Source organism: Salinimonas chungwhensis DSM 16280 (assembly GCF_000378185.1).
GTDB lineage: Bacteria > Pseudomonadota > Gammaproteobacteria > Enterobacterales > Alteromonadaceae > Alteromonas > Alteromonas chungwhensis.
Genome location: NZ_KB899377.1, coordinates 227,067 through 253,958, shown reverse-complemented (window position 1 = coordinate 253,958; position 26,892 = coordinate 227,067). Strand labels below are relative to the sequence as shown.

Annotated in this window: 25 protein-coding genes; 13 read left to right on the top strand and 12 right to left on the bottom strand. The window is 47.7% G+C overall.

Features of this window, described 5'->3' with window-relative positions:
- Positions 1 to 9: 9 nt before the first annotated feature.
- From F458_RS0105420 to F458_RS20045, 3 genes are all read right to left on the bottom strand, one after another.
- Positions 10 to 273, bottom strand: a complete 264-nt coding sequence (locus F458_RS0105420; RefSeq protein ID WP_018982371.1) for a hypothetical protein — start codon at positions 271 to 273, stop codon at positions 10 to 12.
- Complete coding sequence (locus tag F458_RS0105415) at positions 270 to 704, bottom strand: hypothetical protein (protein WP_156824173.1); 435 nt, start codon at positions 702 to 704, stop codon at positions 270 to 272. Before F458_RS0105415 ends, F458_RS0105420 begins: the two co-directional genes overlap by 4 nt.
- Before the next feature lie 73 nt (positions 705 to 777).
- The gene (locus tag F458_RS20045) at positions 778 to 1,332 is read right to left on the bottom strand and encodes a cupin domain-containing protein (RefSeq protein WP_018982369.1); all 555 of its coding nucleotides are present in this window, start codon (positions 1,330 to 1,332) and stop codon (positions 778 to 780) included.
- 223 nt (positions 1,333 to 1,555) lie between these two features.
- Here F458_RS20045 and F458_RS0105405 point away from each other — a divergent pair, with 223 nt between their 5' ends.
- The 7 genes from F458_RS0105405 to F458_RS0105370 all read left to right on the top strand — a co-directional run bounded on the left by F458_RS0105405 (position 1,556) and on the right by F458_RS0105370 (position 8,418).
- Complete coding sequence (locus tag F458_RS0105405) at positions 1,556 to 2,836, top strand: tyrosine-type recombinase/integrase (protein WP_018982368.1); 1,281 nt, start codon at positions 1,556 to 1,558, stop codon at positions 2,834 to 2,836.
- Between the two features lie 1,242 nt (positions 2,837 to 4,078).
- Entirely contained in the window at positions 4,079 to 4,642 is a 564-nt protein-coding gene (locus F458_RS0105395) for a recombinase family protein (RefSeq protein WP_018982367.1), read from the top strand.
- 252 nt (positions 4,643 to 4,894) lie between these two features.
- Positions 4,895 to 5,104, top strand: a complete 210-nt coding sequence (locus F458_RS0105390) for a hypothetical protein (RefSeq protein WP_156824172.1) — start codon at positions 4,895 to 4,897, stop codon at positions 5,102 to 5,104.
- A gap of 766 nt (positions 5,105 to 5,870) precedes the next feature.
- Positions 5,871 to 6,065, top strand: coding sequence for a hypothetical protein (locus F458_RS20925; protein WP_018982365.1), 195 nt, complete (start codon positions 5,871 to 5,873; stop codon positions 6,063 to 6,065).
- Positions 6,066 to 6,081: 16 nt separating this feature from the next.
- Positions 6,082 to 6,579, top strand: a complete 498-nt coding sequence (locus tag F458_RS0105380) for an RNase H family protein (RefSeq protein ID WP_018982364.1) — start codon at positions 6,082 to 6,084, stop codon at positions 6,577 to 6,579.
- Positions 6,580 to 6,613: 34 nt separating this feature from the next.
- Positions 6,614 to 7,243: a hypothetical protein gene (locus F458_RS0105375; protein WP_156824171.1), complete on the top strand. Its 630-nt coding sequence runs from the start codon at positions 6,614 to 6,616 to the stop codon at positions 7,241 to 7,243.
- A 335-nt stretch (positions 7,244 to 7,578) separates the two neighbouring features.
- Positions 7,579 to 8,418 carry a hypothetical protein gene (locus F458_RS0105370; protein WP_018982362.1) on the top strand — a complete coding sequence of 280 codons (840 nt, stop codon included), beginning with the start codon at positions 7,579 to 7,581 and terminating at the stop codon, positions 8,416 to 8,418.
- Between the two features lie 156 nt (positions 8,419 to 8,574).
- On the opposite strand, the gene groL is transcribed toward F458_RS0105370, so the two are convergent.
- The 3 genes from groL to F458_RS0105355 form a co-directional block, all read right to left on the bottom strand.
- A complete protein-coding gene (gene groL, locus F458_RS0105365; RefSeq protein WP_018982361.1) occupies positions 8,575 to 10,221 on the bottom strand; it encodes a chaperonin GroEL in 1,647 nt (548 codons plus the stop codon).
- A 34-nt stretch (positions 10,222 to 10,255) separates the two neighbouring features.
- Positions 10,256 to 10,546: a co-chaperone GroES gene (locus F458_RS0105360; RefSeq protein WP_018982360.1), complete on the bottom strand. Its 291-nt coding sequence runs from the start codon at positions 10,544 to 10,546 to the stop codon at positions 10,256 to 10,258.
- Between the two features lie 234 nt (positions 10,547 to 10,780).
- Complete coding sequence (locus tag F458_RS0105355) at positions 10,781 to 11,287, bottom strand: FxsA family protein (RefSeq protein WP_018982359.1); 507 nt, start codon at positions 11,285 to 11,287, stop codon at positions 10,781 to 10,783.
- A 185-nt stretch (positions 11,288 to 11,472) separates the two neighbouring features.
- On the opposite strand from F458_RS0105355, the gene cutA reads away from it, so the two are divergent.
- The 6 genes from cutA (at position 11,473) to accC (ending at position 16,821) form a co-directional block, all read left to right on the top strand.
- Positions 11,473 to 11,805 carry a divalent-cation tolerance protein CutA gene (gene cutA / locus F458_RS0105350; protein WP_018982358.1) on the top strand — a complete coding sequence of 111 codons (333 nt, stop codon included), beginning with the start codon at positions 11,473 to 11,475 and terminating at the stop codon, positions 11,803 to 11,805.
- Positions 11,806 to 11,809: 4 nt separating this feature from the next.
- Positions 11,810 to 13,576, top strand: a complete 1,767-nt coding sequence (locus F458_RS0105345) for a protein-disulfide reductase DsbD (RefSeq protein WP_018982357.1) — start codon at positions 11,810 to 11,812, stop codon at positions 13,574 to 13,576.
- Positions 13,573 to 14,328, top strand: a complete 756-nt coding sequence (locus F458_RS19075; protein WP_018982356.1) for a M23 family metallopeptidase — start codon at positions 13,573 to 13,575, stop codon at positions 14,326 to 14,328. Before F458_RS0105345 ends, F458_RS19075 begins: the two co-directional genes overlap by 4 nt.
- Before the next feature lie 217 nt (positions 14,329 to 14,545).
- Positions 14,546 to 14,983 carry a type II 3-dehydroquinate dehydratase gene (gene aroQ / locus F458_RS0105335; RefSeq protein WP_018982355.1) on the top strand — a complete coding sequence of 146 codons (438 nt, stop codon included), beginning with the start codon at positions 14,546 to 14,548 and terminating at the stop codon, positions 14,981 to 14,983.
- Between the two features lie 16 nt (positions 14,984 to 14,999).
- On the top strand, positions 15,000 to 15,461 hold the full coding sequence (gene accB, locus F458_RS0105330; protein ID WP_018982354.1) for an acetyl-CoA carboxylase biotin carboxyl carrier protein: 462 nt from the start codon (positions 15,000 to 15,002) through the stop codon (positions 15,459 to 15,461).
- 13 nt (positions 15,462 to 15,474) lie between these two features.
- A complete protein-coding gene (gene accC / locus F458_RS0105325) occupies positions 15,475 to 16,821 on the top strand; it encodes an acetyl-CoA carboxylase biotin carboxylase subunit (protein ID WP_018982353.1) in 1,347 nt (448 codons plus the stop codon).
- Positions 16,822 to 16,877: 56 nt separating this feature from the next.
- Here the strand turns inward: accC and F458_RS0105320 are convergent, their stop codons facing one another.
- The 6 genes from F458_RS0105320 to F458_RS0105295 all read right to left on the bottom strand — a co-directional run bounded on the left by F458_RS0105320 (position 16,878) and on the right by F458_RS0105295 (position 26,747).
- Positions 16,878 to 19,112, bottom strand: a complete 2,235-nt coding sequence (locus F458_RS0105320) for a CehA/McbA family metallohydrolase (RefSeq protein WP_018982352.1) — start codon at positions 19,110 to 19,112, stop codon at positions 16,878 to 16,880.
- Positions 19,113 to 19,162: 50 nt separating this feature from the next.
- Positions 19,163 to 20,371, bottom strand: coding sequence for a BCCT family transporter (locus tag F458_RS0105315; protein ID WP_018982351.1), 1,209 nt, complete (start codon positions 20,369 to 20,371; stop codon positions 19,163 to 19,165).
- Positions 20,371 to 22,065, bottom strand: a complete 1,695-nt coding sequence (gene betA / locus F458_RS0105310; protein WP_018982350.1) for a choline dehydrogenase — start codon at positions 22,063 to 22,065, stop codon at positions 20,371 to 20,373. Before betA ends, F458_RS0105315 begins: the two co-directional genes overlap by 1 nt.
- Positions 22,065 to 23,528: a betaine-aldehyde dehydrogenase gene (gene betB, locus F458_RS0105305; protein ID WP_026294518.1), complete on the bottom strand. Its 1,464-nt coding sequence runs from the start codon at positions 23,526 to 23,528 to the stop codon at positions 22,065 to 22,067. The genes betA and betB overlap by 1 nt, the downstream gene beginning before the upstream one ends.
- 16 nt (positions 23,529 to 23,544) lie before the next feature.
- The gene (gene betI, locus F458_RS0105300) at positions 23,545 to 24,126 is read right to left on the bottom strand and encodes a transcriptional regulator BetI (RefSeq protein ID WP_018982348.1); all 582 of its coding nucleotides are present in this window, start codon (positions 24,124 to 24,126) and stop codon (positions 23,545 to 23,547) included.
- A gap of 251 nt (positions 24,127 to 24,377) precedes the next feature.
- The gene (locus F458_RS0105295) at positions 24,378 to 26,747 is read right to left on the bottom strand and encodes a TonB-dependent receptor domain-containing protein (RefSeq protein ID WP_018982347.1); all 2,370 of its coding nucleotides are present in this window, start codon (positions 26,745 to 26,747) and stop codon (positions 24,378 to 24,380) included.
- Between the last annotated feature and the right edge of the window lie 145 nt (positions 26,748 to 26,892).

Here is a 26,892-nt window from a genome sequence, read left to right as displayed (position 1 = left end):
ATCCAGTGACTAAATGTCATCGTATCTGCCGGCGTTATGCTGTGTTCGGACTGACGCGGTCACTTTGTCGATGGATGATTCATCCATATAATGCTCTGCGAAAACCGTCAGTATTTTTGTTAACAGCGTGCCGCGGTCAGATTTATTCAGTGGCTGGCTGGTCTTTATTTGTGTGGATTGAGCATTATCAAAATATTCGGCATTTGCTGTAACGCTTATTGCAGTTGCCAGTAAAAGAAGCCCGCCCAGGGCGCGCAAGAAAAATGTGTTCATAGATAATCTCTGTAGTTAGTTAGATAAAACGTGCATTGACGTAAGAGATAGCGGGTCGACACAGCTTGCTGCTGATAAAGCAGGTTGGTGTCTTTCCACAATAAGGCGCGGGTAAAAAATGGCGGTAAAAAGTGTCGCGTTTCTGGTGGTATCGGTTCACTCCACAAGTACGTGTCGGCTTGAATCACGACAAAGTGTAGCGCATCAACCTGTTCAAAAGACCACCTGGCACGTTGCTGAAGGTGCCTAAACCGACTGGCTTTAGAGGGAAGTGTACCGGTGAGCACGGTGTGTGAAGATAAATCGCTGGCATCCGGTGTGACATAGGGTATTGGTTCAGCGTTATCAATGGCGATCTCAGACAGCACAGGTAATGCAGTTAAGAAGCATCCAAACAAAAGCATTAGTTTAAGTATTCCGGTTAGCGGCACGGTTTATTCCTTTATGACCACTGATAGATCGGCGGCTTTTACCAGCTAATTCAAGTGCTACCGGCTAATAATGCTATTCTATCAATGCTTGCGCTGCCTCAGGCATATGTTGCGGTAAAACCGTCACACCGTATTTCTGCGCCTCCCGGGCAATAATGTGACCCACATCAGCGTCTTTTTGCTGTGACTTCAACGCCATCACCACTGCATCAAAAAAAGAAGCAAACTCGCCCGGCGAAACAATCAGCAGCAGCTTTGCTGGTATATCAGAATCGTTGTAAAAGCCGTGAACGTTATTTCTGGGCAACGTAATCATTTGCCCCTTCGTCAGGACCTTGCTGGTGTCTTTGTTAAAAAAAGTAACCGTGCCCTCAAGAACGTAAAAGAATTCATCCTCTCTTGCATGAGTATGAGGTGGAGCACCTATCGATTTGCCTGGCACCTCTAATTCGAGTATCGCTGTGCGAGCTTTGGTCGTCTCGGCGTCAGCCAGAAGATAGGCGGTGTGACCCGGGAACAAAATAGTAGCGTTTTTATCAACCTGGGTTACTGAGTGGGACAGACCCGGAGGGGTGATAAGAATTACAGCAGAGAATAAGAATACCGGACGCAAGAGCATCATATGCATAGTTGCCAGAAATAAACTTAACTATAGTGCATGTACAGAAAACCTGTATATCAATTGCAAATATGAAAAAGGCGCTCCGAAGAGCGCCTTTTGATAGAAGCGTTAAGCTTATGGGTGGCTTACATCATGCCGCTTCAATTGCCCTGAAACCCTTATTCCTATTGACATTCAATATGTTACGCCCACAATACTGTCTACATTTGTGACTACTTTGAAGGTATACATGAGCAGTAAGGCAGACACAAAGCACCTGAAGCTGAGGGGCAATATCTGGTGGTATCAGCGCCGCGTTCCTAAGCATATGGTCTCGCAATATCCAAACCAAAACACCATTCAGGTTAGCCTTGAAACTGGCGATATTCGTGAGGCCCGTAAAAAACGCGATGTCATAAACGGTGAACTTCAGAGCAAGTCTTTACGCTCAACCACCAGCACCGAAGGCCAGAGATTCAGGGAACTAGTGCGGGAGATGGAGCGTGACCGCCAGAACTATCCCGATGACTGGGACATAATGGTTTACCCCGAAAAGCTTCAGCGTGAAGGACGAAAGGTTGAGCTTGAAGCGTACATGACTGTAAATGGAAAGCGAGACTTTACTCACAAATACAAGCTCGGCCTTTCTGAAGCGGTCGCCATGTGGAAGGAGGACTGGGGAGAAAATAAGACTGCTGAAACACTTCAGAAGGTAGATGCGGTTGCCAAGGACTTCGCAAAATTCTGCTTTAAGTCCTTCCACTGGATTGAGCAGGCTGATACACCTATTCAAGATATTACGAAGAAGATGGTTTACCAGTGGACCAGAAGCCTAAGCAAGCAATACAAGAAGGCCACTATTCAAGCCAAGGTCAGCAGATTAAAGATGGTCTGGGAGTTTGCTGAGACAATGGAAGAAGTCACTGGAACGAACCCATTTGCAGGCCACAAGTATTCACAGGACGACATTGCCCAGTCAGAGAAGCGTGAAGCATTTACTGCCGAAGAGACGCAAAGAATTCTCACTCATGATTGGGAAAAACCAGTCTATGGATTGCTCGTAAGCCTAGGCCTCTATAGTGGTTGTCGTATCAGCGAACTATGCAACCTCAAGAAGAAACATGTTGTTATCGATGAAGGAATTATTGCGCTCAACATTGAGCAGGGTAAAACTAGGGCTGCAACACGCACTGTTCCTCTGCCGGACGAAATAGGGGCACAGGTACTTCAGCACGTGGAAAAGAAACAAGATGAAGATTACTTGATTGGACTGACGAATAAGGCTGCGAGCCGCACCTTCTCAAGCTTCAAGACAAAGTACGTCTCCAGCAACAAACTGAAAGGCTTCCACTCATTTCGTCATATGTACATTACAGCAATGGAACGAGCAGGCGTAGAGGAAAACATCACGGCGCAGATTGTAGGCCATGAGCGCGGTAAAACGATGTCTTATGGCTATTACTCAAAAGGGCATGAGTTGAGGAAGTTGAAGGAAGCTACGGACAAAGCAATGGACTATCTAAAAAGGTAACGTGTTCTGAAGAGATTGCTACGGCGCTAGCAGGTCATAAGCAGCTGTCTTTGACCTACAGCTTGTATAGTAAGTAAAAGAACAAAGACGAGTTGTGGCAGTATGTCGAGATGATTCACGAAGCTAACTGCTCAAGAGTAGTCGTTAACAATTAGAATCGAAAGGTAAGTCTCGTTTTCACCGGCAATGGATAGAGGCATCCTTACTGGAACAATTCACTGCACAGATCGGTTCGGGGTAGAGTAGCACAACAGATGCTCGCATTGAGATTCCATGTAATATGTTGATTTTTATTTATTATTATTGATTTTCCTGTATGTAAAAACAGGCCTATCACAATTTCACGCAGGATCTGGTCTTACCAGTCAACTATCGCTTTTCACAATTAGTTTTGTTTGCTATCTTCTAAATTAGAAGAACTATAATCTTACCCTTGCAATCCCTTCCGATACACCTTAAAATACTCAACTGACGGTGAGAGATAACTTATTGCTTGTTGAAAATTTAAGGTGAGCCAATGAATTAAACATTACTACCGCTTAGATAGGAAGAGCACGTAGAGAAAAAAAGTGTTACTAGCACAATTCCTCTCTACGTTGACCGGTAATGCAGAGAAAGCGGCTGTGTTACAGCTACTCTCAATGATTCGGCATGTGGAATCGCAGAATTATACAGAGTAAACGGTCTTAGCGCAATCATAATCTTATAGTTGAAGGACATCTAATGCTTAGAGCAAAAGTTGTTCGAGTTTGTGCTTACGTGAGACGCAAGGCTGGTCGCCTTGAGTATGTTTGCGCGCACACTCGCAGTCTGCCAAATCGCTAAGTAAAGCGTATTTACATATTACTCACCGTTTTGGGGTAGCTTAGGCTGCCCTTTTCTATTTTTTGGCCTCATAAAGTTTTACTGCAAAAATCTGAGCGGCCAATTCGATAATGGTGATGTCTGAATTCCCCCCCCATAGGGGCCCTAAACGCGCCACAGGCGCACCGCTAAGGCAGCCTTCAAGTAATCACAACGCCCTCTTAACCAAGCACCAAGACAACACACCGGCTCTTGAACCCAATCTGAATAGGCAAAATTAATCAGACTTCTGTACCAACTGGGTATATCCATACGAGTACACCTGATTGGTACACTTTTCTTTCATCTTTTGTGTGGTTATGAGTTGACTATGATTTATTGGTACGGTTACCATTCAAACATCTTAGACTTAAAACCACACACCAAGGATGCAATAGTATGAGTCAGGACATCGGTTATATTCGCGTGAGCACTGTAGAGCAAAACACAGCAAGACAGCTTGAAGGTATAGCGCTAGACAAAGTGTACACTGACAAGTGCTCAGGTAAGGATAGGAACAGGCCTCAACTTCAAATCATGCTGGAGCATCTACGCACAGGCGATACAGTTCACGTTCACGATATTTCACGAATGGCCAGAAATGTTGGTGACTTACTGGAGTTGGTGGAATCGTTTAAAGCTAAGGGTGTCGCGCTAAAGTTCTACAAGGAGAACATGACATTCACGCCTGATACGAACGACGCAATGCAAGACCTGATGCTGACTATGCTTGGCGGTATTTATCAGTTTGAACGTTCCATGATGCTCGAAAGGCAGCGTGAGGGCATTGCGATAGCCAAGAAAGAAGGGAAGTACAAGGGCAGACCTCAAAGCGTTGACCGATCGCGTATAGCCGAACTGTTAAGGGACGGTATGAGTATCCGGAAGATTGCAGGCCAACTGAAAATTTCACCGTCAACAGTTCAGGCGGCAAAGAAGGAAATTGCTAGCAGGCATTCATGATATGAGATGTAGCGCACTATCATGAGGTCAAATCTTGAGCACGTGCTGGTAACAGCAGAAAAAACTTACAGTCACAACCGCCTGTATTGAAACGGGCCAATTTCAGGTGACTCCACGCAATGCAATTTGTTCGCTAGTCAGATGTGACTATTCTTTTTCATTTCAGTCACTTGTGTCGCTCTCGATGCGATTGCAAATGATGAGTGAGGTAAGTATCGTTGCCCTCTCCTTTCAAGCAGTAAGGTAACGTTAATGACAGCAAACACTCTAAGACATATGAACGATACAATCGACAATACACTCGCTAGTCTGGACTACAGCACTGATGAACTGGCAAAGCTATTCAGTGAACAACCTAGTGATATGGAAGATACACTGTATCACCTGACAGATCTGGTCGAGGCGCTGACTAAGGCCGCCCCTGATTATCGTCTTGTGCTCAATACTATGATTAGCTCATAGTTCTTTAGAGCATCCTATGGTCATGCGCCTGAACTCTTCTCACAGATCCATACAGGCGCTTTTAGGTTACTTCCTGCCACACTTACCAGCCAGCAAACTCAAGTGAACTATGGTCTTATACTGGCCAGACATTCTTGGGCATAAATCATACAGGCTCTAATCCATTGTCATTACTGGGCTTGCGACTGTCCGACTTAAGGATAAAGAAATCGCTTCTGCACATTTCCAATCTATCAAGACATCGCAAGGACAACAATCGGTCACTAACTTTGTGGTGGTGAGCTTAGGCTCAGGGGCAAGTGACCAGTCAATCAAACTCAAGGCCAACATTGCTGAACATCGGCGGTCATCTTAGAGTGATTACCCTATTACTTCTCATCATTCATGGGGGTAAGGGGGCAAATCTAAGTCATCAAATCTAAGACCAACGCCTAGACTACTTAAAGTCTGGTCCTGTTACTTCCTTCAATACATCACATGTGGTGGTTAACTGAGTTTATTCTCCTAATCAAACACCGACTCTAATCCTTTGTCATCACTGGACTTGCGACTGTCCGACTTAAGGATAAATAAATTACACCTGTACGTTTCCAATCTATCAGTACATCACACAGACAGGTCACTTGGGACTCACTGCCTTTTCTGGCGGTGTGCATGTGTAAGCCCCTGCTTACCGTTTTCCTGAATCTCTAAAACCAATAAACATGCAGCTATACGCTACCAGCGTACGGCTATTATTTTCATAAAAATCTAATGAGGTAACACCATGCAATACAAGACGTTAAACACGAACCACTTAGGCGTGAAGCTCACAGATAAAGCGCTTCAGCTTTTACGAGCACTTCAGGCTAAGCGCCAAGCTATCGGAGATAAAAAAGTCAGTGCAAACCGGCTCATCAATGAGTGTGTGGAGCAGAGCTTAGCGCCTCTCGCTGAGTACCCAGTATCAACCAACCAATAATATAAAGAGGGAAGTTATGACTACTCAAGATTCAACTATCACAGCCAACAACTCACGCCATATATACACCGACGGTGCCGCGCCCAACAATCAAAGCGGCTGTAGGCTAGGAGGGATAGGCGTAGCAGTGCTCAGTGGCGGCAACGAAATAATAAACATGTTCAAAGAGGCTGTGATACCGCAAGGGGGTGAGGTGGTTACGACCAACAATCGTTGCGAAATGCTTGCACTCATTAAAGCGCTCAAGGTTGCACAACCAGACGACATAATTCACTCGGATAATGAACTGGCTGTACGCGGTTACAACGAATGGCTAGCCGGATGGAAGGCGCGCGGCTGGAAGAAGTCAAATAAGAAGCCAGTAGGGAACAGAGACTTGTGGATGATTGTAGACGCGCTCAAAGAGGTTAAGCCAACAGTCAAAGTCAAGTGGGTCAGAGGGCACAACGGTTGTTACGGAAACGAACTGGCGGACCAGCTAGCCAACGAAGCAGTCATTCAGGCTGCCACATAAATCAACACCACAACTTATAAGGATAATGAAAAAAATGAACACAGAAACACGAAACCTCAAAGACACCGTGAATGCACTGGAAGCGCTAGTAATACACTTACTATCACGAATGCATACACCAGCACAGGCAGAGGTACTCATCAGGAATGCCAAAATCGAAAACACTGAAGAAGCACTTGAAGCTAAGCGTAAGCAAGCGGAAGCGAAAAAGAATAACGAAGCAATGCGTAATGCAGTAACTGACTTTAAGGAGCAGATGTCCTCGTCGTACTGGGATATTGCTATGATGACGGAGGATGAGCGTAAGAGCTTTGCATGCAGCATGTGGGAAGAATTGAAACAAGCTTACTCTCTTCGCAAGAACGCTCAGCAGCCAGATTACACACATACACCACCATCCGTAGATGAATTGATAGAGCGGCGAGTCACGCTCAAATCTGCACGCGACCACATCAATCTGTCCCATGAAAAATCATCGCTAGAACATTACACGAAGAGCTTGAGTGATTTAGAGGCTGCTGAGTTACCCGAAGACGAAAAGCGGACCAGACGCGCGGGATTTAACAGGCGATTAGATAGTGCGCGGGGGGCTATAAAGCGGTGTGAGTCAATTACCAAAGAACTCGAACGTATAAATGCGCTGCTAGTCAAAGCGCTCAGTTAGTTTTCACTCCTTTATTCAGGGCGCAGCCTGTAATTAACCTAACGGCACGCTCCGTTCTGAAAGTATGTTAAGCGCCTAGCCAGTGGCAAACCATGATTCACGCTGATTTGACCAAGACTGCTGATTTGCAGCCTTGTGTAGAAGGTAACGGTGTGAACACTACTGGCAATCACGAATGACCAACACATACACACTTAAAATCTACTGTACGACCTTTTGAGCAGGCTTTTCGCTAGACCCAAGAAGCCAATGGACTTGCATCTAAATCGATCTTATATCGCCTCTCAGAAGGCCGTAACCCCTTATCCACTCATCAACAATAAAAGAGGCAATTCATGACTATTAACTACGACGAATTATGTCCAACTACAAAAGAACAAACACAAGCCTTAGTTGCACGAGGTGAACTAGACGACCACCAGCAAGACCTAGGTGATTCTCAAGGCTTTACTGCCATATCTACAGCTGAACTCTGTGAGACGACTCAGCGACACCTGAACGAGCTGTTAGAGCAGGAGGAACACTTAGAGCACGCCGCTGAAAATTTGGCGATAACAGACATTAAGACAGTTGAAGGCCGTCCCGTTCAACTTAAGGACATTAAACCTGACACGTTGATAACTGTAGACGGTATAACTGGACAAGCAGACCACCTAATAGAAGCCGGTGTCCTCAGTAAATCAATTTATGCTGGCAGCTACGAAGAATATCTTGAAGATGCTGAAGACTGCTTTGAGGTTCCTGAAGAATCGGAAGGTACGCAAGGAACTCGTGAGCACATCACCCCTGAAGCGTTAAGCACAGCAAGTCAGATTGAAGATGCCATTGGTTCAGCTAATACCATCGAGACAGTGACTACTGTATTAGCCGGTGAAGACCTTTCGGCTGATATATTAGCAGGCATCAGCGAGTCCTACGGCGTATCACCTGAACGGGCGGCACGTGAGATATACCAAACAACGGAACAGCTTTACAACGACTTCGCTGGATATGCTGAGGATAAGCTTGGAGTTGAACATATAGACCACCTCGCTGAATGGGTAGCTCATGCAGCAGACCAAAACACCAGAATTAAGCAGTTATACCAGCAAGCTATCGTTGGTGCATTCAGTGGTGATTTCAGATTGTCACGGGACTTGGTTCAAGAGTACCGGAAGTATTATCGAATGTTCTGAGATTACATTGGATACAAAAAAGGCGCTGAGTGTAAACCCAACGCCTTCTTAATGGCTTCTTTCTGACCTACATCACTGTCTACATTTGCGTATACATCACTGTATACATAATCTGTAACCCATTGATTTTAAAGGGCCAGATGAGGCTAGGACTGCTTACATCATGCCGCCCATGCCGCCCATTCCGCCCATGCCACCCATATCAGGGGCACCAGCGCCATCTTCCTTAGGAATCTCAGCTACCATCGCTTCGGTCGTGATCATCAGGCTGGCGACTGAAGAAGCAAACTGCAGGGCAGAACGCGTAACTTTAGTTGGGTCAAGGATACCCATTTCCAGCATGTCACCGTAGGTGTCGTTGGCTGCGTTGTAACCATAGTTACCTTCGCCGCCTTTAACCGCGTTAACAACAACAGATGCTTCTGCACCAGCGTTGGTTGCGATTTGACGTAGTGGCGCTTCCATTGCACGCAGTGCCAGGTTGATACCGTGTGTCTGATCTTCGTTATCACCTTGCAGGTCAAGTACTCTTGCTGCAGCACGTACCAGCGCTACACCACCACCAGGTACCACGCCTTCTTCAACCGCTGCGCGGGTTGCATGAAGTGCATCTTCTACGCGATCTTTCTTCTCTTTCATTTCAACTTCAGTAGCAGCACCTACTTTGATGACTGCAACACCGCCAGACAATTTGGCCAGACGTTCCTGAAGTTTCTCTTTGTCGTAGTCAGAAGAAGATTCTTCGATTTGACCTTTGATTTGTGCACAACGGCCTTCGATAGCTTTATCATCACCGGCACCGTCAACAACAGTCGTGTTGTCTTTGTTAATCACAACGCGCTTGGCTGTACCCAGGTCTTCTAGCTGCGCTTTTTCAAGCTCAAGACCAATCTCTTCAGAGATAACCGTACCGCCGGTCAGAATTGCGATATCCTGCAGCATTGCTTTACGACGATCACCGAAACCAGGTGCTTTAACCGCAGCAACCTTAACAATACCGCGCATGTTGTTAACAACCAGCGTTGCCAGTGCTTCACCTTCAACATCTTCGGCCATGATTAACAGTGGCTTACCTGCTTTTGCTACATTTTCCAGGGTAGGAAGCAGTTCACGGATGTTAGAGATTTTCTTATCAACCAACAGGATGAACGGGTTGTCCAGTTCAACAGTGCCGTTTTCCTGGTTGTTGATGAAGTAAGGCGACAGGTAACCGCGGTCAAACTGCATACCTTCAACAACGTCAAGCTCGTTCTGTAGTGCCTGACCTTCTTCAACAGTGATTACGCCCTCTTTGCCTACTTTTTCCATTGCTTCAGCAATGATCTGACCAACTTCTTCATCAGAATTTGCAGAGATAGTACCTACCTGAGCGATAGATTTGCTATCAGCACAATCAGTAGACAGAGATTTAAATTCTTCAACCGCAGCAGCAACAGCTTTGTCGATACCACGCTTTACGTCCATTGGGTTCATACCCGCAGCAACGGCTTTTAAACCTTCTGTTACGATAGCTTGTGCCAGAACGGTTGCAGTTGTGGTGCCATCACCGGCTTCGTCATTTGCTTTAGAGGCCACTTCTTTAACCATCTGCGCGCCCATGTTTTCGAACTTGTCTTCCAGCTCGATTTCTTTGGCTACAGATACACCATCTTTTGTGATAGCCGGCGCACCGAATGATTTATCCAGTACTACATTACGGCCTTTAGGACCAAGCGTAACTTTTACTGCATTGGCCAGAACGTTAACACCCTTCAACATTTTTGTGCGGGCGTCATCTCCAAAACGTACTTCTTTAGCTGCCATTTTTAAATTCCTCTAAATACGGTTTAAACGGTTATTATTCTACGATCGCCAGAATGTCGCTTTCGCTCATGATCAGGACTTCCTGATCGTCCAGCTTCTCGGTTTTAACGCCGTAACCGTCGCTGAAAATAACGGTGTCGCCGACTTTAACATCCAGAGCTTTAACGTCACCGTTGTCTAAGATGCGACCATTACCTACTGCGATTACCTCACCGCGTGTAGATTTTTCGGCTGCAGAGCCAGTCAGTACGATACCGCCAGCTGACTTTGATTCTTGCTCTGAGCGCTTAACAATAACGCGGTCGTGTAAAGGACGAATTGCCATTTTCAAGTCTCCTGAAAATTCCAACTATAAAATGTTAGATAATGAAGGCGCTCACACCTCGTGAACGCCTCTACATAAAAGAGGCCGCCTCTTGGCCGCCTCAAACTCAATACTGCGAGGATAAATGGGGGAGTCGCGAAACAAACTCAAGGGTAGTAAGCGAAAAAAAGTAAATTTTTTTTCCTGCTGATGCGTCGTTCGCTAAGCAATTACAGAATAAGTATTTTTTATTACTTACCGAAGCCGATTATTATCATCCTGGCCGGATTTATCGGTATATTCGCCTTCGATAATATCGCCGTTTTCGTCTCTGTCAGGGCGGGAAAACGGGTCGCTATGCTGATTAAACGGGTTTTGTCCTGAAGTGAAGGTAGAGGAAGTGACCACCCGGGCCTTCAGGTGTTTACTGATGTTACGCGCAAGATATTGACGGGACCCGGGAATTACAAATAATAATCCCAGAATATCGGTCACAAATCCAGGCGTCACCAGCAATACACCGGCAACTACCAGCATCAGCCCTTGCACGAGCTCATCACCCGGAATCTCGTTGCGCTGCATTTTAGATTGAGCGGTTTGTAGTGTAGCCAGGCCTTCCCGGCGAACCAGATAAGAACCAATCAACGCGCTAAGAATGACCAGCGCTATCGTATTCCACCCGCCTATCATTCCGCCAACCTGAACCAGCAGCGCAATTTCGATAATGGGCATGATGGCAAAAAGTAAAAATAAGACTCGCAAATCGCTTCCTCGTATTCGTCAACTTACATACTGTAAGTTTGGGGTGCCGATGGTTAACTCAAGCGTGCGCGCCTGCATTAACCCGACATACATGCTAAACCACCGTAACTTTCGATGATTTGTTAGCATATGACTGCATTATTTTGTAAGAATAACACGTATGCTTCGGTCTAATGGAGAACATCGTGTCACTATGTATAGTCTTTACTACGACACCAGATACGCAGACAGCCCAAAAAATTGCCTCTGCGTTGGTGGAAAAAAATCTGGCAGGGTGCGTCAAACAGTTCCCTGAAGTGACATCAACGTATGCCTGGCAAGGCAATGTCGAAATAGATAAAGAGTGTCAGTTGCTGATAAAAACCACCCGCCATACGGTGGACAAAGCATTTGAATGCGTTAGCTCATTGCACCCGTATGATGTGCCTGAGTGGATCGTCATCAATGATGTCACAGCCAGCCAGGATTACGGCAAATGGCTGGCCGAGCAGACTGACATGACCAGGATTGTGGAGTAGAAGTATGAATGTTGCGCGCCCGGTGTACGCTGTGGTGTTGGTGGTTTTAGCGTTGCTGATGAGCGCTGCTCAGGCACAGATCCCTTCCCAGGGGTTTTCCAACCCGTTTAGCGAAGAACCCGAATTTTTACCGGTGGCTGAAGCCTTTCAGTTTGACTTCCGGCAGCAAGACGACCAGTTGCGCATAACGTTTGATATCGAACCTGGGTATTACCTTTATAAGCATCAGTTTAAAGTGGTCTCGACGAAAGCAGACCTGGGCACCATTACACTTCCCAAAGGAAAAGAGAAAGAGGACGAATTTTTTGGCCTCACAGAAGTTTATTATGACAACGTCACACTGACAGTCCCCATTAATGCCGCACCAGCCGATGCCCCGGTAACTCTGCGCTTTCAGGGGTGTGCGGATGCGGGGCTGTGTTACCCGCCACAAAACCAGACACTGTATTTGGATGCGGTGGGTGATAATAATGCCGCCGACGCTTCTGCACCGGTGCCTGCTGCAAGTCAGTTCTCTTTGGCTGAACGGTTAGCTGAGGATGAAAATCTTTGGATTACTCTGGGTATTTTTCTGGTCCTGGGTATCGGTCTGGCGTTTACCCCCTGCGTCTTTCCTATGTATCCGATTTTATCTGGCATTGTGGTGGGGCAAGGGAAAAATGCGACGTGGAAAAAGAGCCTGTGGCTGAGTTTTATTTATGTCCAGGGCATGGCACTGACCTACTCATTGCTAGGCATTGTCGTAGCATTGGCCGGTGTGCAATTTCAGGCCGCACTGCAACATCCGCTCATCCTTGCTGTATTTATCGGCATTTTTGTATTTCTCGCCCTGGCGATGTTCGGCGCTTACAATTTACAGTTACCGGCCAGTTGGCAGACCCGCCTGAACACGCTTAGTAACCGACAACGGGGCGGAACCCTCGCCGGGGTGTTTATAATGGGCGCTTTATCAGGCTTGATTGCATCTCCGTGTACCACTGCACCGTTAACCGGCATCCTTTTATTTATCGCCCAAAGTGGCGATCTTTTCTTAGGCTTCATTTCCCTGTATGTACTAAGTATTGGTATGGGTATACCGCTGATTGCTTTTGGGGTGACCGGAAGCAAACTGCTGCCTAGGGCTGGTCAGTGGATGAATGTGGTGAAAGTGACCTTTGGCTTTATGATGCTGGCCGTCGCGATTGTATTTGTTGAGCGGCTATGGCGCTCATCCTTCACCATCTTGCTGTGGTCGGCGCTGGGACTGGCATTGTTTAGTTACTTCTGGGTTATCAATACCACTACCCGCCCGGGTTTTACCAAAGGTGTGCGCGCGCTGGTTGTTTTTCTGGGCCTGTTTAGCAGCGCAATGCTGACCTATCATAACTTTTTCAGCAGTAATACTTCAGCCACGCATCCCGCGTTTATACAGGTTTCCAGTGTTCAGGAGCTTGAAGAGCAGATCGACAAAGCCAGTGCGCAGAACAAATCCGTAATGGTGGACTTATACGCTGACTGGTGTGTCGCCTGTAAAGAATTCGAAAAGTATACCTTTCCCCAGCCCCAGGTAGTAAGCGCGTTATCGGATACCGTATGGGTACAAATTGACCTGACCGAACAAAACGCCACCGACCTTGCCTTCATGGCACACTATGACGTTCTTGGACTACCTACCATTTTGTTTTTTGATGCCTCTGGTAAGCAGCTTGAACAGGCACGGGTAGCTGGTTTTATGAATGCAGATGCTTTCGCCCGCCACGTAAGCCAGGTTCTGGGGGAGCCGCGATCATGAATTTTGTATGTCGCCTGATCGTGCTATCCAGCCTGCTTCCACTTGCAGCGATAGCTCAGCCTGGCTGCTTTGCACAGTGGTTTTGCGTTACGCTGGATACGGCGACATTAAATGTTTTTGTCTATCCGATTCGGCCCCAGCCAGTGGTAGTGACCCTGACCAGCGGGATCACCAATGCACCAAGTACGGTCGAGCTGTCCCCGAACGGCCCCGTTGAGATAGGTCAGGCGACCAGTGTAATGGGGTTTTGGCACAATCTGCAGGTAAAGTGGACGCCGGGTCGGCTCAACGCGATTCACAATGATAGTACGCGATACGCTTACCCTCTTAATCCTGCTGCAATTTACCCGGTTATACAGGGTCATAATGGCAAACTTTCCCATACTGGCGCGGCGCGATTTGCCATTGATTTTGCCGCTCCGGTAGGCACTCCGGTGTATGCGGCCCGCGCCGGGCAAATCATCGATCTGAATGCGTCCAGTAATACCGGAGGGCCAGATCCGGCATTTGCTGATAAAGCGAACTTCGTGGCTATCCTGCATCAGGATAATACCGTAGCTGAGTATTATCACCTTAAACAACAGGGAGTTACTGTGGCGCTAGGGCAGTCTGTAGAAACCGGCGAACAAATTGGCTACTCCGGAAATACTGGCTTTTCCACTGAGCCACACCTGCATTTTGCAGTTTACCAGGCATTGCCTGACGGCAATTATCAGACTCTTCCGGTTACTTTTTATTCTCATGCAGACTAGATACTGACTGTTGTATCAGTATCAGCCGTAATGACTAACTTGTACGCAACATACCTGATTAGACCAGTATTTTGCTGCTAAATTCACAACTTTCTCTATAATCAGCCGTAGGTAGATAGACGTGCACGTGAAAATGTCTTTTTTTCGTGCAACGGCAAGAAAATTTTGGTTATATGAGGTTAATATTGCCTAGTTTTGGAAAGATAGCAGCATTTTAATGGATATTTTGTTACTCAATGGGCCCAATCTGAATATGTTGGGCAAGCGCGAACCGGACAAGTATGGTCAGCAAACACTGGCCCAAATTATTGAGGCTTTAGAACAGGAAGCGTCAGCGCTGTCCGTGTCGCTCCAGCATTTTCAATCAAATGCTGAACATGAACTTATTGATCGTATTCACCGGTCGATGGGAAGTATCGATGCCATTATTATCAATCCGGGCGCTTTCACTCACACCAGCATCGCGCTGCGAGATGCACTGCTTAGTGTCAGTATCCCGTTTATTGAAGTACATCTTTCCAATGTGCATGCCCGTGAACCATTTCGACAGCACTCTTATTTTTCAGATATTGCACAGGGTGTCATCGTAGGGTTGGGTGCACAGGGCTATAAACTGGCATTAAACGCATTACATCAATCACACAAATCAGGTTAATAAACAGAGACAGAACATGGATATTAGAAAAATTAAAAAGCTGATCGAGCTGGTCGAAGAGTCCGGCGTCGCTGAACTTGAAATCACCGAGGGCGAAGAGTCTGTACGTATTCATCGTGGCCCCAGTGCCAGTGCCGCGCCGCTTAGCTACACCTTACCTGCCAGCGCACCGGCTCCACAACAAGCCCCTGTGAGCGCTCCGGCTCCGGCCCCGGCGCCTGAAGCACAAGACAATACCCCGCCGGGCCACCAGGTAAAATCGCCAATGGTAGGGACCTTCTACCGCGCCTCTTCCCCAACCGCAAAATCGTTTTGTGAAGTTGGCCAGACCGTAGAAGTGGGCGATACATTATGTATCATTGAAGCCATGAAAATGATGAACCAAATTGAAGCTGATAAATCCGGCGTGGTGAAAGCCATTCTGGTGGAAAATCAGGAGCCGGTTGAATACGAACAACCTCTGTTCATCATCGAATAAGCAGGCAGGGCACATGTTAGATAAAGTATTAATCGCAAATCGCGGGGAGATAGCACTGCGGATTTTGCGTGCCTGCAAAGAGTTAGGCATCAAAACCGTAGCGGTGCATTCTACCGCTGACAGAAATCTAAAGCACGTTCTACTGGCTGATGAATCCATTTGCATCGGAGGGGCGTCGGCAACCGAAAGTTATCTGAATATTCCACGTATTATTGCTGCAGCAGAAGTCACCAATTCTATCGCGATTCATCCTGGCTATGGCTTCCTGGCGGAAAATGCAGAATTTGCCGAAGCTGTAGAGAAAAGTGGCTTCATCTTTGTGGGCCCCACAGCCGAGACCATTGATTTGATGGGTGATAAAGTGTCTGCCATCAATGCTATGAAAAAAGCCGGGGTTCCCTGTGTACCCGGATCAGATGGCCCCCTGGGCGACGACGAAGACAAAAATAAAAGTATAGCCAAGCGTATTGGCTATCCAATTATTGTTAAGGCCGCTGGTGGCGGTGGTGGCCGCGGTATGCGTGTTGTGCGCCAGGAATCAGAACTTATCTCTGCCATAGAAACGACACAGGCAGAAGCTGGCGCCGCCTTTGGTAACGCCACAGTTTACATGGAAAAGTTTCTGGAAAATCCACGCCATGTGGAGATTCAGGTATTAGCCGATGGTCAGGGCAATGCTATCCACCTTGGGGAACGTGACTGTTCCATGCAACGACGCCACCAAAAAGTGGTCGAAGAAGCACCTGCACCAGGGGTGTCAGAGCAAATGCGTAATAAAATCGGTGATCGCTGCCGTCGCGCCTGTATAGAGCTTAATTATCGTGGCGCGGGTACCTTTGAGTTTTTGTATGAAAACGGCGAGTTCTATTTCATTGAAATGAACACCCGAATTCAGGTGGAGCATCCTGTCTCTGAAATGATCACCGGTGTAGACCTGATAAAAGAACAATTACGTATTGCAGCAGGTCAGCCGTTATCTATTGATCAGTCACAAATCCAAATCCGCGGTCATGCGATTGAATGCCGGATTAATGCAGAGGATCCGCAAACCTTTGTGCCCAGCCCCGGCAACATTAATATGTTTCATTCGCCAGGCGGTCTTGGGGTGCGTTGGGATTCGCATATCTACGCAGGCTATACTGTCCCCCCTTTTTACGACTCCATGATCGGGAAACTGATTACTTATGGAGAAAGTCGCGATGAGGCCATTGCCCGTATGCGACACGCACTGGATGAACTGGTTATTGATGGCATCAAAACCAACATCCCGTTGCAACGCATCATCATGGCCGATGAGAACTTTTTTGCTGGTGGTACCAATATTCACTACCTCGAAAAGAAACTCGGTATGTCTTCATAAGCAAAAGCCCGCAATCAAGCGGGCTTTTTTTGTACCAAAGGTAGCTTCAGGCGAGCTTACTTAATCCAAACCGGGTTAGACCAAGCAGTGTTACCTTTTTTATCATCAACTTCCAGACTCACCCAGCCTTTTGCAGATGTCGGAATTATCCACTTCAGCTGCACTTTTTGCGTGATTTCTTCACCCTTCAATTTTTTTGTCTTAAGTATTTGACCTTCTTTGCCCAGCAGCCGAATCTCACTGATTCCGTTGACCGCCTCAATATCAACTTCCCAGGATGATGCGGCATCGGCACTATCACCAAACATAATATTTCGGGGATAAAGTAAAGGCCCGGTCGTGGCGTAAGCATGCCCGTGCTTGAGCGCTTCTGCGAACCGCTGTGCGCTTAGAGGATCAGGTACCCTGGCCATCATGCGTATATTTCCTGATTTTTGGTTCCAGGCATCATGGGTATCGGTACCGGCATTGAAGTACATTTTCTTGCCCTCATCCCATAGCGAATGGGCTTTATTAACTGTCTTCGTGTTATCCATCGCCGCGTTGAGCTCTAAAAGCGTAAAACCGTCACTTTCCCCGCCGGGCACCACGCCTTTTTTCAAATTAGCGTAATAGCCATAATCATTAAAAGGATGGTTCATTGCGACCACGCTGGCGCCCATTTCCCGTATCGCCGCCATAAGGGTATGTATATCGTCTGTACCGGGATCGGCGTTGAGCGTGGCATCCAGGTCAATCGGAAAGGGATTCATATGCCCCCACGAGGGTGAGATTTCGATAGACGGCAGGAAAGGCACTCCCCGCTTATCAGATAGCTCAGCAAACGCGGCATAGTTTATTGTTGAGTCATGTTCACTGATGAAAATCACATCAAGGCCGGCTGCCAGCTGAGCTCTGACAACAGTTTCAGGCGGCGTGATCGCCTCCAGAATGTTGCCGTGATGATGCAGGTCAGCACTGTACCACTGGCGTTCATTGGGCTGCGACAACTGGGCAATTTTCACCTGCTGCTGCATCGTTTTACCTGATTGAAGCCCAACGTTAATTACCTGTTGCTCGCTGGTAAATCCGGCGCCAGAGCCAATGCCCAGTTTGTAATTTCCCGGGGGCAGCTTAATATCGGCTTTTCCGACGGGTAATAGCTTGGTGAAAAAAGTGCGTTTACCTAAAAACTCTACGGCGGAACGCTGTCCTTGCAAAATACTGATTCGGCCATCCAGCGGCGTGCCGGATGCTGCATCGGTCAGTGATAATTTGAGCGTACCCGGCCCGGCCAGGTCGGTGAAGTCTACGGTCTGCTTACTGTCAGCTGATACGGTTAATGTATGCTGTTTGCTATCGGCATGACCTGAGGCCGTGCCGTAAACCTGATATTCACCACGGGGCAATGCCACTTCATACTGCCCCTCTTTGGCCATGGTCCAGGCATAAAGCTCATCGTTTTGCTGGATGATCACCATGGCGTCATCAGGCACGTTGCCCTGACTGGTTTGAATTTTTCCGCTGATAATACCGGTAGGCAAATTTTTGCGCGCTGCCTCTGCTTTAACCACCGTCATCAGGTCACCATCTGGCACCACCTGAAGCTGCGCTTCAAAGGTCCGGCTCTGGCCAGGTGCTAAATCATGAGACTGATACATATCGCGTCCTTCATACACGTTCATCGTAAAATAAGGCGCATGCAGGGCAAATGCCCAATCCCGGTCATAAGCAACGGTACGGTCACTTTGTGTTTTCTCGTTTCTTTGCTGATCTTCATTCAGGCCAGGCGCTGCAAACATGTGGCCCGCATCTGGCCAGAGGGTAAAGCCGGACGTCAGGCTGACAGGCTTAGCGCCGTTATTCGTCATAACGGTTTTTAGCAGGATACTGTCCGCACCTGATTTGAGGGTATACCAGGTGGCGATATCCACCTCGCCGAAATTGCGCGTAATTTTGATGGTTGCCTGATGCCCGGAGTCTTTCAGAATTTCAACCTTTTTGCTCTCATTCGGCCAGGCGGACCAGGCGTTGGGAATGAAGTCAGCAAATGCAATGCGATCACCACGGGGCTGACCCTCTTCCACCACCGATAAATCCACCAGCGCCCCCCTGGGTATGCCCCAGGGCGCTGGCGACTCTACCGCCAGCGCAAACGCCAGATGCGCGTTTTGCACCACAATATCTTTATCGTCTAACGCCTCAGCATCGGGTATTGGGTTATTTCCCTGCGACACGGACACCTGTGCTACAGCGCCGCTGGCAAAGCAAAGAAACAGCCCTGCAATGATTCGTTTTGTTATTTCAGACATAGAAAAACTGTTCCTTACTCTGTGAAAAGATTCGCAAACTAATCATGATGTTATTTTGAGCTAAGGGATTTTAGCTTCAAAGGGAGTAATCCGTCGGCATTGGGTAGCCGATGACGCCTGTCGGCGGTGACCATATACAGTACGCAACATGCGCCCATCCCAATCACGATGGCGCCAATCCACTGAATTTTGATAAATTGCATGCCAAACAATGTGGTCAGGCTCATCATGATCATTGCGTGGATTGCGATATACCTGGGTTTACCAAAACGCTCTACGGTCAGATTTAGATTGTCCGAATAAAGACGGATCAAAGAATCCAGCGAGTTGAGAACAAATACCACGCCCACAGCCACCATCAACTGATTAATAATGCCTGCTGTGTCGATTCCTTTGGTGTAAAGCAAATACAGCACACTAAACCATAGCGCCAGGGAAACAGATGGCCATATCAGCATATTCAAAAACAGGGTAACCGCGCGCATATTACCCACAAAGCGTGCTGTGAACTGCCCGATCATGATGCTCCAGGCAAACCACCAAAACAGATAAAACGCGTGGTAGTCGTTCATCGGCAAAACAAATTCATCCAGATGGGCAAAGTAATCTGACAACAGCGGCAGGGTTGAAAGATAGTCGCCCATATCCACCCCTGGCTGATTGACTGCATAGATTGCCAGCCCGGTGCCCAGAACAACAAAAAGTCCCCCGGAGCTGACACTGAGAATTTTGACATACTTAAGCGCGGTACTGGAGTATACAGCCGCCAAAATGGTAAGCCCCACAATAGCGATATAAGCGTATGAAATACCATCGCGTGCCGCCAGTGATGGCAAATACCAGGTCAGGTTGGCAAATAGTAAATGGGCGGTAAATGCACAGGTGCCGATAATAACGATATTATTCAGCCACTTTACCCAGGTTATTTGAAAAAAACGCAATTTTGGCTCAAGTGCACAAAAATAAAAGCAGGTGACAAAGTACACAGCCCAAATCATAAAGCCCCAGAACCCAAATTCGATGGCCAGAGGATTGGCGAAGGCATACTCGCTGTTCTCTTTTAAATTGGCATAGACAGGAAACTCGGTGAGCGGAAACATAATCAGGCCCACATCCAGCCCGGAAGTAAACAATATGGCAATAAAGACCCAGGTTGAAACCGGTATCCTGCCTTTAAGGGGCAGCTTGCCCCAACGGATCAATATGAAAGCGACCATGGCCAGAAAGAAAACCATCCCGGCTCCGACTAATGCTGACATTATGACGCCTCCCGAACTGGGGAGTGAGGACGCTGCTGATATTGCCAGTCTTTATCCAAATTGACCGTAACATTGGTAGCAGGAAGCGGCTCCCGGCCTTTGATTAAATCAGCTGCACGCTCTGCCAGCATGATAGTCGGTGCATTGAGATTACCGTTGGGAATGCTAGGAAAAACCGATGAATCCACCACGCGTAGCCCTTCGATCCCGATAACTCTGGTCTGATTATCCACCACCGCCATAGGGTCGTCGTTGCGGCCCATACGGCAACTGCCGCACGGATGGTATGCACTCTCTACAGCCTGCCGGACAAAGGCATCTATCTGTGCATCGGTTTGTATCGCAGCACCGGGCTGAATTTCATTTCCCCGATAAGCGTCCATTGCTGGCTGTGCGATTATCTCGCGGGATAATCGTACACAGGCTCTGAATGCCTCAATATCATCCTGATGTTGCAAGTAGTTAAACTGTATTTCAGGGGCATCCGTTACATCAGCAGAGCGTATATGCACCCAGCCGCGACTCTTCGGCTTATTGTGCCCGATATGAAGCTGAAATCCATGACCATTAAATGCCGAGCGGCCATCGTAACGCATGGCGGCAGGCAGAAAATGATACTGCAAATCGGGCCACTCAATGCCAGCTTTTGAACGGATAAAGCCACAGGACTCAAAATGATTGGTGGCACCGAGCCCGGTTTTAAATAACACCCAGCGGATCCCGATAGCCAGTTTGCTCATCACACCCAGCTTACTGTTAAGGGTCAATGGCTGTCTGCACTCATACTGAAAGTAAAATTCCAGATGATCCTGCAGATTTTTTCCCACGCCAGGCAACCGGTGGGTAAGCGCTACGCCAGCTTTTTTAAGCACCGTTTCGTCACCGATTCCGGAAAGCTGCAGCAGCTGCGGTGAGCCAATGGGCCCTGCACTTAAAATGACTTCTTTAGCGGCTGTAACCTGATGCTGCTTGCCTTTTACCGAGAAGATGACGCCGTTGGCCCGGCGGTTTTCCACCACCACCTTTTCAACCAGCACACCGGTCTTTACCTGGAGGTTAGGACGCTGTAAGGCCGGTTTCAGATACGCATTTGCCGCTGACCACCGCACACCATTTTTGACCGTCATGTGCATGGGGCCAAACCCTTCTTGCTGCGCGCCGTTGTAGTCTGTGGTTTGCATATATCCGGCATCCACTCCAGCCTGAACAAACGCGCTATAGAGTGGATTTTTCATATTATTGCCGTTGTTCACTGATAGCGGTCCACCGTGGTGGCGATAGTCGTCTGTACCGAAAGCCCAGTCATCAGCCTTTTTAAAGTAAGGCAGACACTGCTGATAATTCCATCCTGACGCTCCGTGCGCTTCCCATTCGTCGAAATCTTTTGCATGACCCCGCACATAAACCATCCCATTGATGGAGGATGAGCCGCCCAATACCTTACCCCGGGGGCAGTGCATTTTTCGGTTATCCAGATAGGGCTCGGGTTCACTGTGATATTGCCAGGCATACTTTTTTGTATTCATCGGAATAGACAGCGCGGTTGGCATCTGGATAAAAACACTTCGATCAGAACCGCCCGTTTCCAGCAACAACACGCGCACGTCGGTATCTTCGCTCAGCCGGTTTGCTAATACACAGCCGGCTGAGCCGGCGCCCACAATAATATAATCGTATTCGTCAAACCTGCTCATCAGAACGGGCCTTCAAGGGTCTGCATACCCACATAAACTGACTTGGTTTGGGTGTATGCTTTTAATGACTCCACCCCATTCTCCCGGCCGATGCCCGACTCTTTGTAGCCGCCCACAGGCATTTCAGCCGGTGAGTTGCCATATGCATTGATCCAGCAAATTCCCGCCTGTAGCTGACCAATAACCCGATGAGCACGACGCAGATCTTGAGTAAAAACACCAGCAGCCAAACCATAGCGCGTGGCGTTTGCCCGGCTAACGACCTCGTCTTCGTCGGTAAACGTAAGCACCGACATAACCGGCCCGAAGATCTCTTCGCGGCAAATTGTCATATCATCGGTACAGTGAGTAAAAACAGTAGGGGCGACAAAATAGCCCTGCTCGCAGCCTTCTGGCTGCACCTGCTCCCCCCCGGTGAGCAGCGTAGCGCCTTCTTGTTTGGCCGTGGCAATATAGCTGAGCACATTTTGCATATGCTGCTTTGAAATAAGGGCGCCCAAATTTGTTTGCCTATTCATAGGGTCGCCGATAATAATATTATCGTTAATGCGGCCCAGTAAGCGTGCTATAAAATCGTCATAGATGGCCTCGTGCACAAAAACGCGGGTGCCATTCGTGCAGACCTCACCCTGCGTGTAAAAATTCGCAAGCATCGCCCCGGTGACTGCTTCGTCAATATCCGCATCATCAAAAATAATCAGCGGCGATTTACCGCCCAGCTCCATGGTCACAGGCTTGAGGGTTGCCGCTGCTGCTGCCATTACCTGCTTACCGGTCTCCACTTCACCGGTTAGCGATACTTTTGCAATTTGTGGATGATCGACCAGGTATTGTCCAACCGCTGCATCGCCATGCACCACATTGAAAACACCGTCCGGCACGCCGGCTTCAGAGAAAATTTCAGCCAGTTTGACTGCACCACAGGGCGTCTCTTCAGAGGCTTTAAATATCATACTGTTACCGGCAGCCAACGCAGGGCCGGATTTCCAGCAGGCAATTTGCAATGGATAGTTCCACGCTCCTATCCCAAGGCATATACCTAAGGGTTCCTGTCGGGTATAAAAGAAATCCTCCCCCACGGTTTGCTGCTCACCGGAAAGTGATGGGCACAGGTTCGCGAAATACTCAATGACATCGGCACCGGTTTGCACGTCAACCTCAATGGCCTCCTGCAGGGGTTTACCTGTATCGCGCACTTCTATGGCGGCTAACTCATCGTTACGTTCACGCAGTAAGCGGGCGGCTCTTTGTAGAATTCGTGACCGTTCTATAGCGGGAGTGTCTGACCAGCGCAAAAATCCTTCTCTGGCGCTGTCAATTGCCTTATCCATCAAGGATTCATCGGCTTGCTGGACCTGATAAATGACTTCGCCCGTAGCCGGGTTATTTACCTCGAAGGTAATGCCACTTTGCGTATCAGTAAACTGACCATGTACATAATTGCTCAGTATTTTTGTAGACAACACTCACTCCCGTTTTTCATTCGTGCTTGCTGTAGTTCTCCAGCACGGCGTTGATATAGTTTTTGATATGCCGTTTGGCTTCATCAAATTTTGATTCGTTGTACCGGCTGAGCGCGCAGCGAAGCCAGAAGCCATCAATCAGCGCTGCTGTTATTTCAGCCTCTTCGGCTGCTCTTTCTGCCGGCATTAATTGTTTAAAACTGTAACGTAAGTTGCTGACCAGCCTTTTTTTATTAACTTCCTGCAAGCGATACAAACTATTGTCGTGCATCGACTCACCCCAAAAACAAAGCCAGGTTTTGGTACACGAGTCTGCCTGTTGTAAGTTAGAGAAGTTCAGGTCAACAATTTTCATCAACCGGCCAACCGGTGATTCCGGTGATGTTTCCAGCTTCAGCTTGGAAAGTAAAAACCGGACAGACGCCTCGATAAGCGCCTGTTTTCCGCCAAAATAATGGCTGATAATGCCCGAAGACATTCCTGCCTTTTTACTTATCAGATTAATTGTTGCACCCCGCAGGCCCACGTCCGCAACAACATCAATGGTCGCGTCTATAAGCTGCTGACGACGTACCTGTTCCATTCCGATTTTTGGCATAACGTTCTCAATCGCATCGTTAAAATAGTGTTCAGGAAAGAAGAGTAAGCACTTTGAGTGCTGACTCAATCATGATAAAGCTTAGGCAAAGCAGTAAGTTGCAAGCATAAGCGGCATCTAAAGTAGCAGCGCAGGCCTGATTGGTATACCGGGGAATGCATATTCACATTAGTATTTCACGCAGATATCGATCGGAGCAGGATAATAGAACCCTGAACACTCCTGCTCCGACCAATTTCAGACTGACTGCATCAAAAAGCAAACTTTAAGTTCAGTGCAGCAATGCGTGGCGCACCGATCCAACCTGCATTTGGCGCCAGAGTGCCAAGATATTCTTCATCGAACAGATTGTTGATGGTCAGGCGCATTTCAACATGATCAACACCTGGACCGATGTCATATACCGTCTTGCCCAGATACAAATCGCTAATTACGTAGGAGTCTACTTCCTGAGTATTATCCTGATTCATAAATCGAGGACCGACATATTTTGTACTGATCCCGCCAAAGTAACCGTCATCCCGATAGTTCAGGCTCACCACGGCCATATCTTCTGCAGTACCCAGTACACGATTACCTTCGATGTCTTCGTCAGTGTAGGTCGCATCGTTGTAGGTATAAGATGCATAAAGCTTCAGGCTATCAGTCAGGTTATAGTCCACCGATGCCTCAACACCCTGCGAATCAATCCCGCCTTCGTTAATATACGCACCTTCTACCGCCTCGAGAAAGTCGATACCATCCACATCTTCTGCGCTATAGAAGGTGATACGGTTTTCGAACTTAATGTTGTAGTAGGTCAGACTCGCATTGAGGCCCGGACTGGAGAAACGTAGGCCTAAGTCAATATTTTCCGCGGTTTCCGGCTCTACATTGCTTACGTCGGTGCCATTGTCAGCCAGCACGGTATCTTTAATAGCGGCATAGTTTTCGGCATAACCGGCAAATACTTCCAACCCGGGTACAGCAGAAACTGGCGCGACCACACCACCTGAGATAAGCACATCCGAGTCTGAAGACACTGACAGATTATTACTGGCATCGAACTGGTCTTCTTTCTCTACCTCAACATCAAATTTTTTCAGACCAAAGCGGAAGGTAGCAAAACCGGTATTTAATACATCTTCGGCATAATACATCAGCGTTTCTACCGGAAACTCTCTGCTGTACTGCACCCAGTAAGGGTTACTTTCAAAGCGCGCACTGGTGGCTGCATCAATAGTTTTGTGCCAGTCACGGTATTCTTCACGGTGATAGTCTTCATACCAGAGGCCACCACGTACTGTGTTTGGCATACCGGCTATCTGAGTTTCCCAGATAAAGTCTGCATTAACCCCAAAACGCTCCTTATCATAATGAGAATGGCGGCGGGAGCTTACCGGCATTGCGCCCTGGTCGTAACAGTTCTGGTCAAGTGCAGCGCCTGCACCACCATACGGGTAGCCAATTGAACTTTGGCATCCGTCATTCGGCGTCATTGACTGGCCATCACGGTTTACAAAGTAAATGAGACCCTGGGACTCACCGCCGTAAACCGTTGTAGAAGGATCCAGTTCAGAGTGGGCGTTGCCTGCGCCATCATCAGTAACATCGGCAACATAGTAAGGGATCCAGGAACCGCGGCCTTCGTTGGTGTGGTAGTAGGTATTGGTGCTGATATCTACCTCACCAACAGTGAAGTCTGCTTTAAGATAGCCGAACAGATTTTCACGCTCGGTTATCCAGCCTTCACGCCAGACCTGATCCTGATAGGGATTACCAGTCCATTGAGGATTCAGGCCGTCCCAGTTTGGATTCTGCTCATACTGGCTTAGCCCATATACTCGCTGATAGGTATACTCTTCAGCGTCGTCATAGCTAAAATAACCGGTTAGATTGACCTTGCTCAGCTCACTGATGAACTTACCGGCAAAATGATCCCTTGAGTTGGTGATACTGCCATCCATATAATCATCATTTTGCTGCGTCGATAAGCTCAGCCATGCATAGGTGTTGGGCGCTATCTCTCCCGTATCGTAGCGGGTATAGAGCTTCTGGGCATTGTATTCACCAAGCGTAGTACTCACGGTAAGTTTCTGCTCAAAGCCTGGATCGATACTGGTAAAGTTGATAGTACCGCCCAATGCTTCGTGAGAACGCGAACTAATATCTGCGGTTCCCTGTGAAACCTCACTGGCGCGCAGGTTTTCAGTATCGATATACCGGTTTGCCTTAGTCCCACCGCCGTAGTTTGAATTACCATTCGCGATACCATCTACCGTCATACCAATCTGTTGAGATTCAAGATCCAGCTGAAAGCCTCGGATAGAGATACTGGTAGACCATTCGTCAGAACCAAACGGGTCACCTTCATTAACCATCACGCCCGGCAGATTATCGATGGTCGACAAAGCACTGCTCATAGAGGTTTGCTGCAGCTTCATGGACGTGCTTGAGGCATTGTTAGCATAAGAAACACTTCTACCCATCACCTGGATAGATTCATAATTTTCCTTTTCGTCATCAGCTTGGCTGGTGTTCTGATTTTTGTCCTGAGCGATAGCGGAAAGTGATAAAGATGAAAATGATGAAACTATTGAAATCGCAATTAAGCTTCTTCGCATTGGTAAGTTAGCAAGCATGTTTTTCCTAGTTTTTTATGTAGTAGAAGTCAAAAGTGTGCAGATGAAATGTTACAGATTTACGATATTTAATTGAACGTTCAGTTAATATAACATTTTTAATTGAACGATCAATTAAAAAAAGAAACAAACGTTAACTTAACTC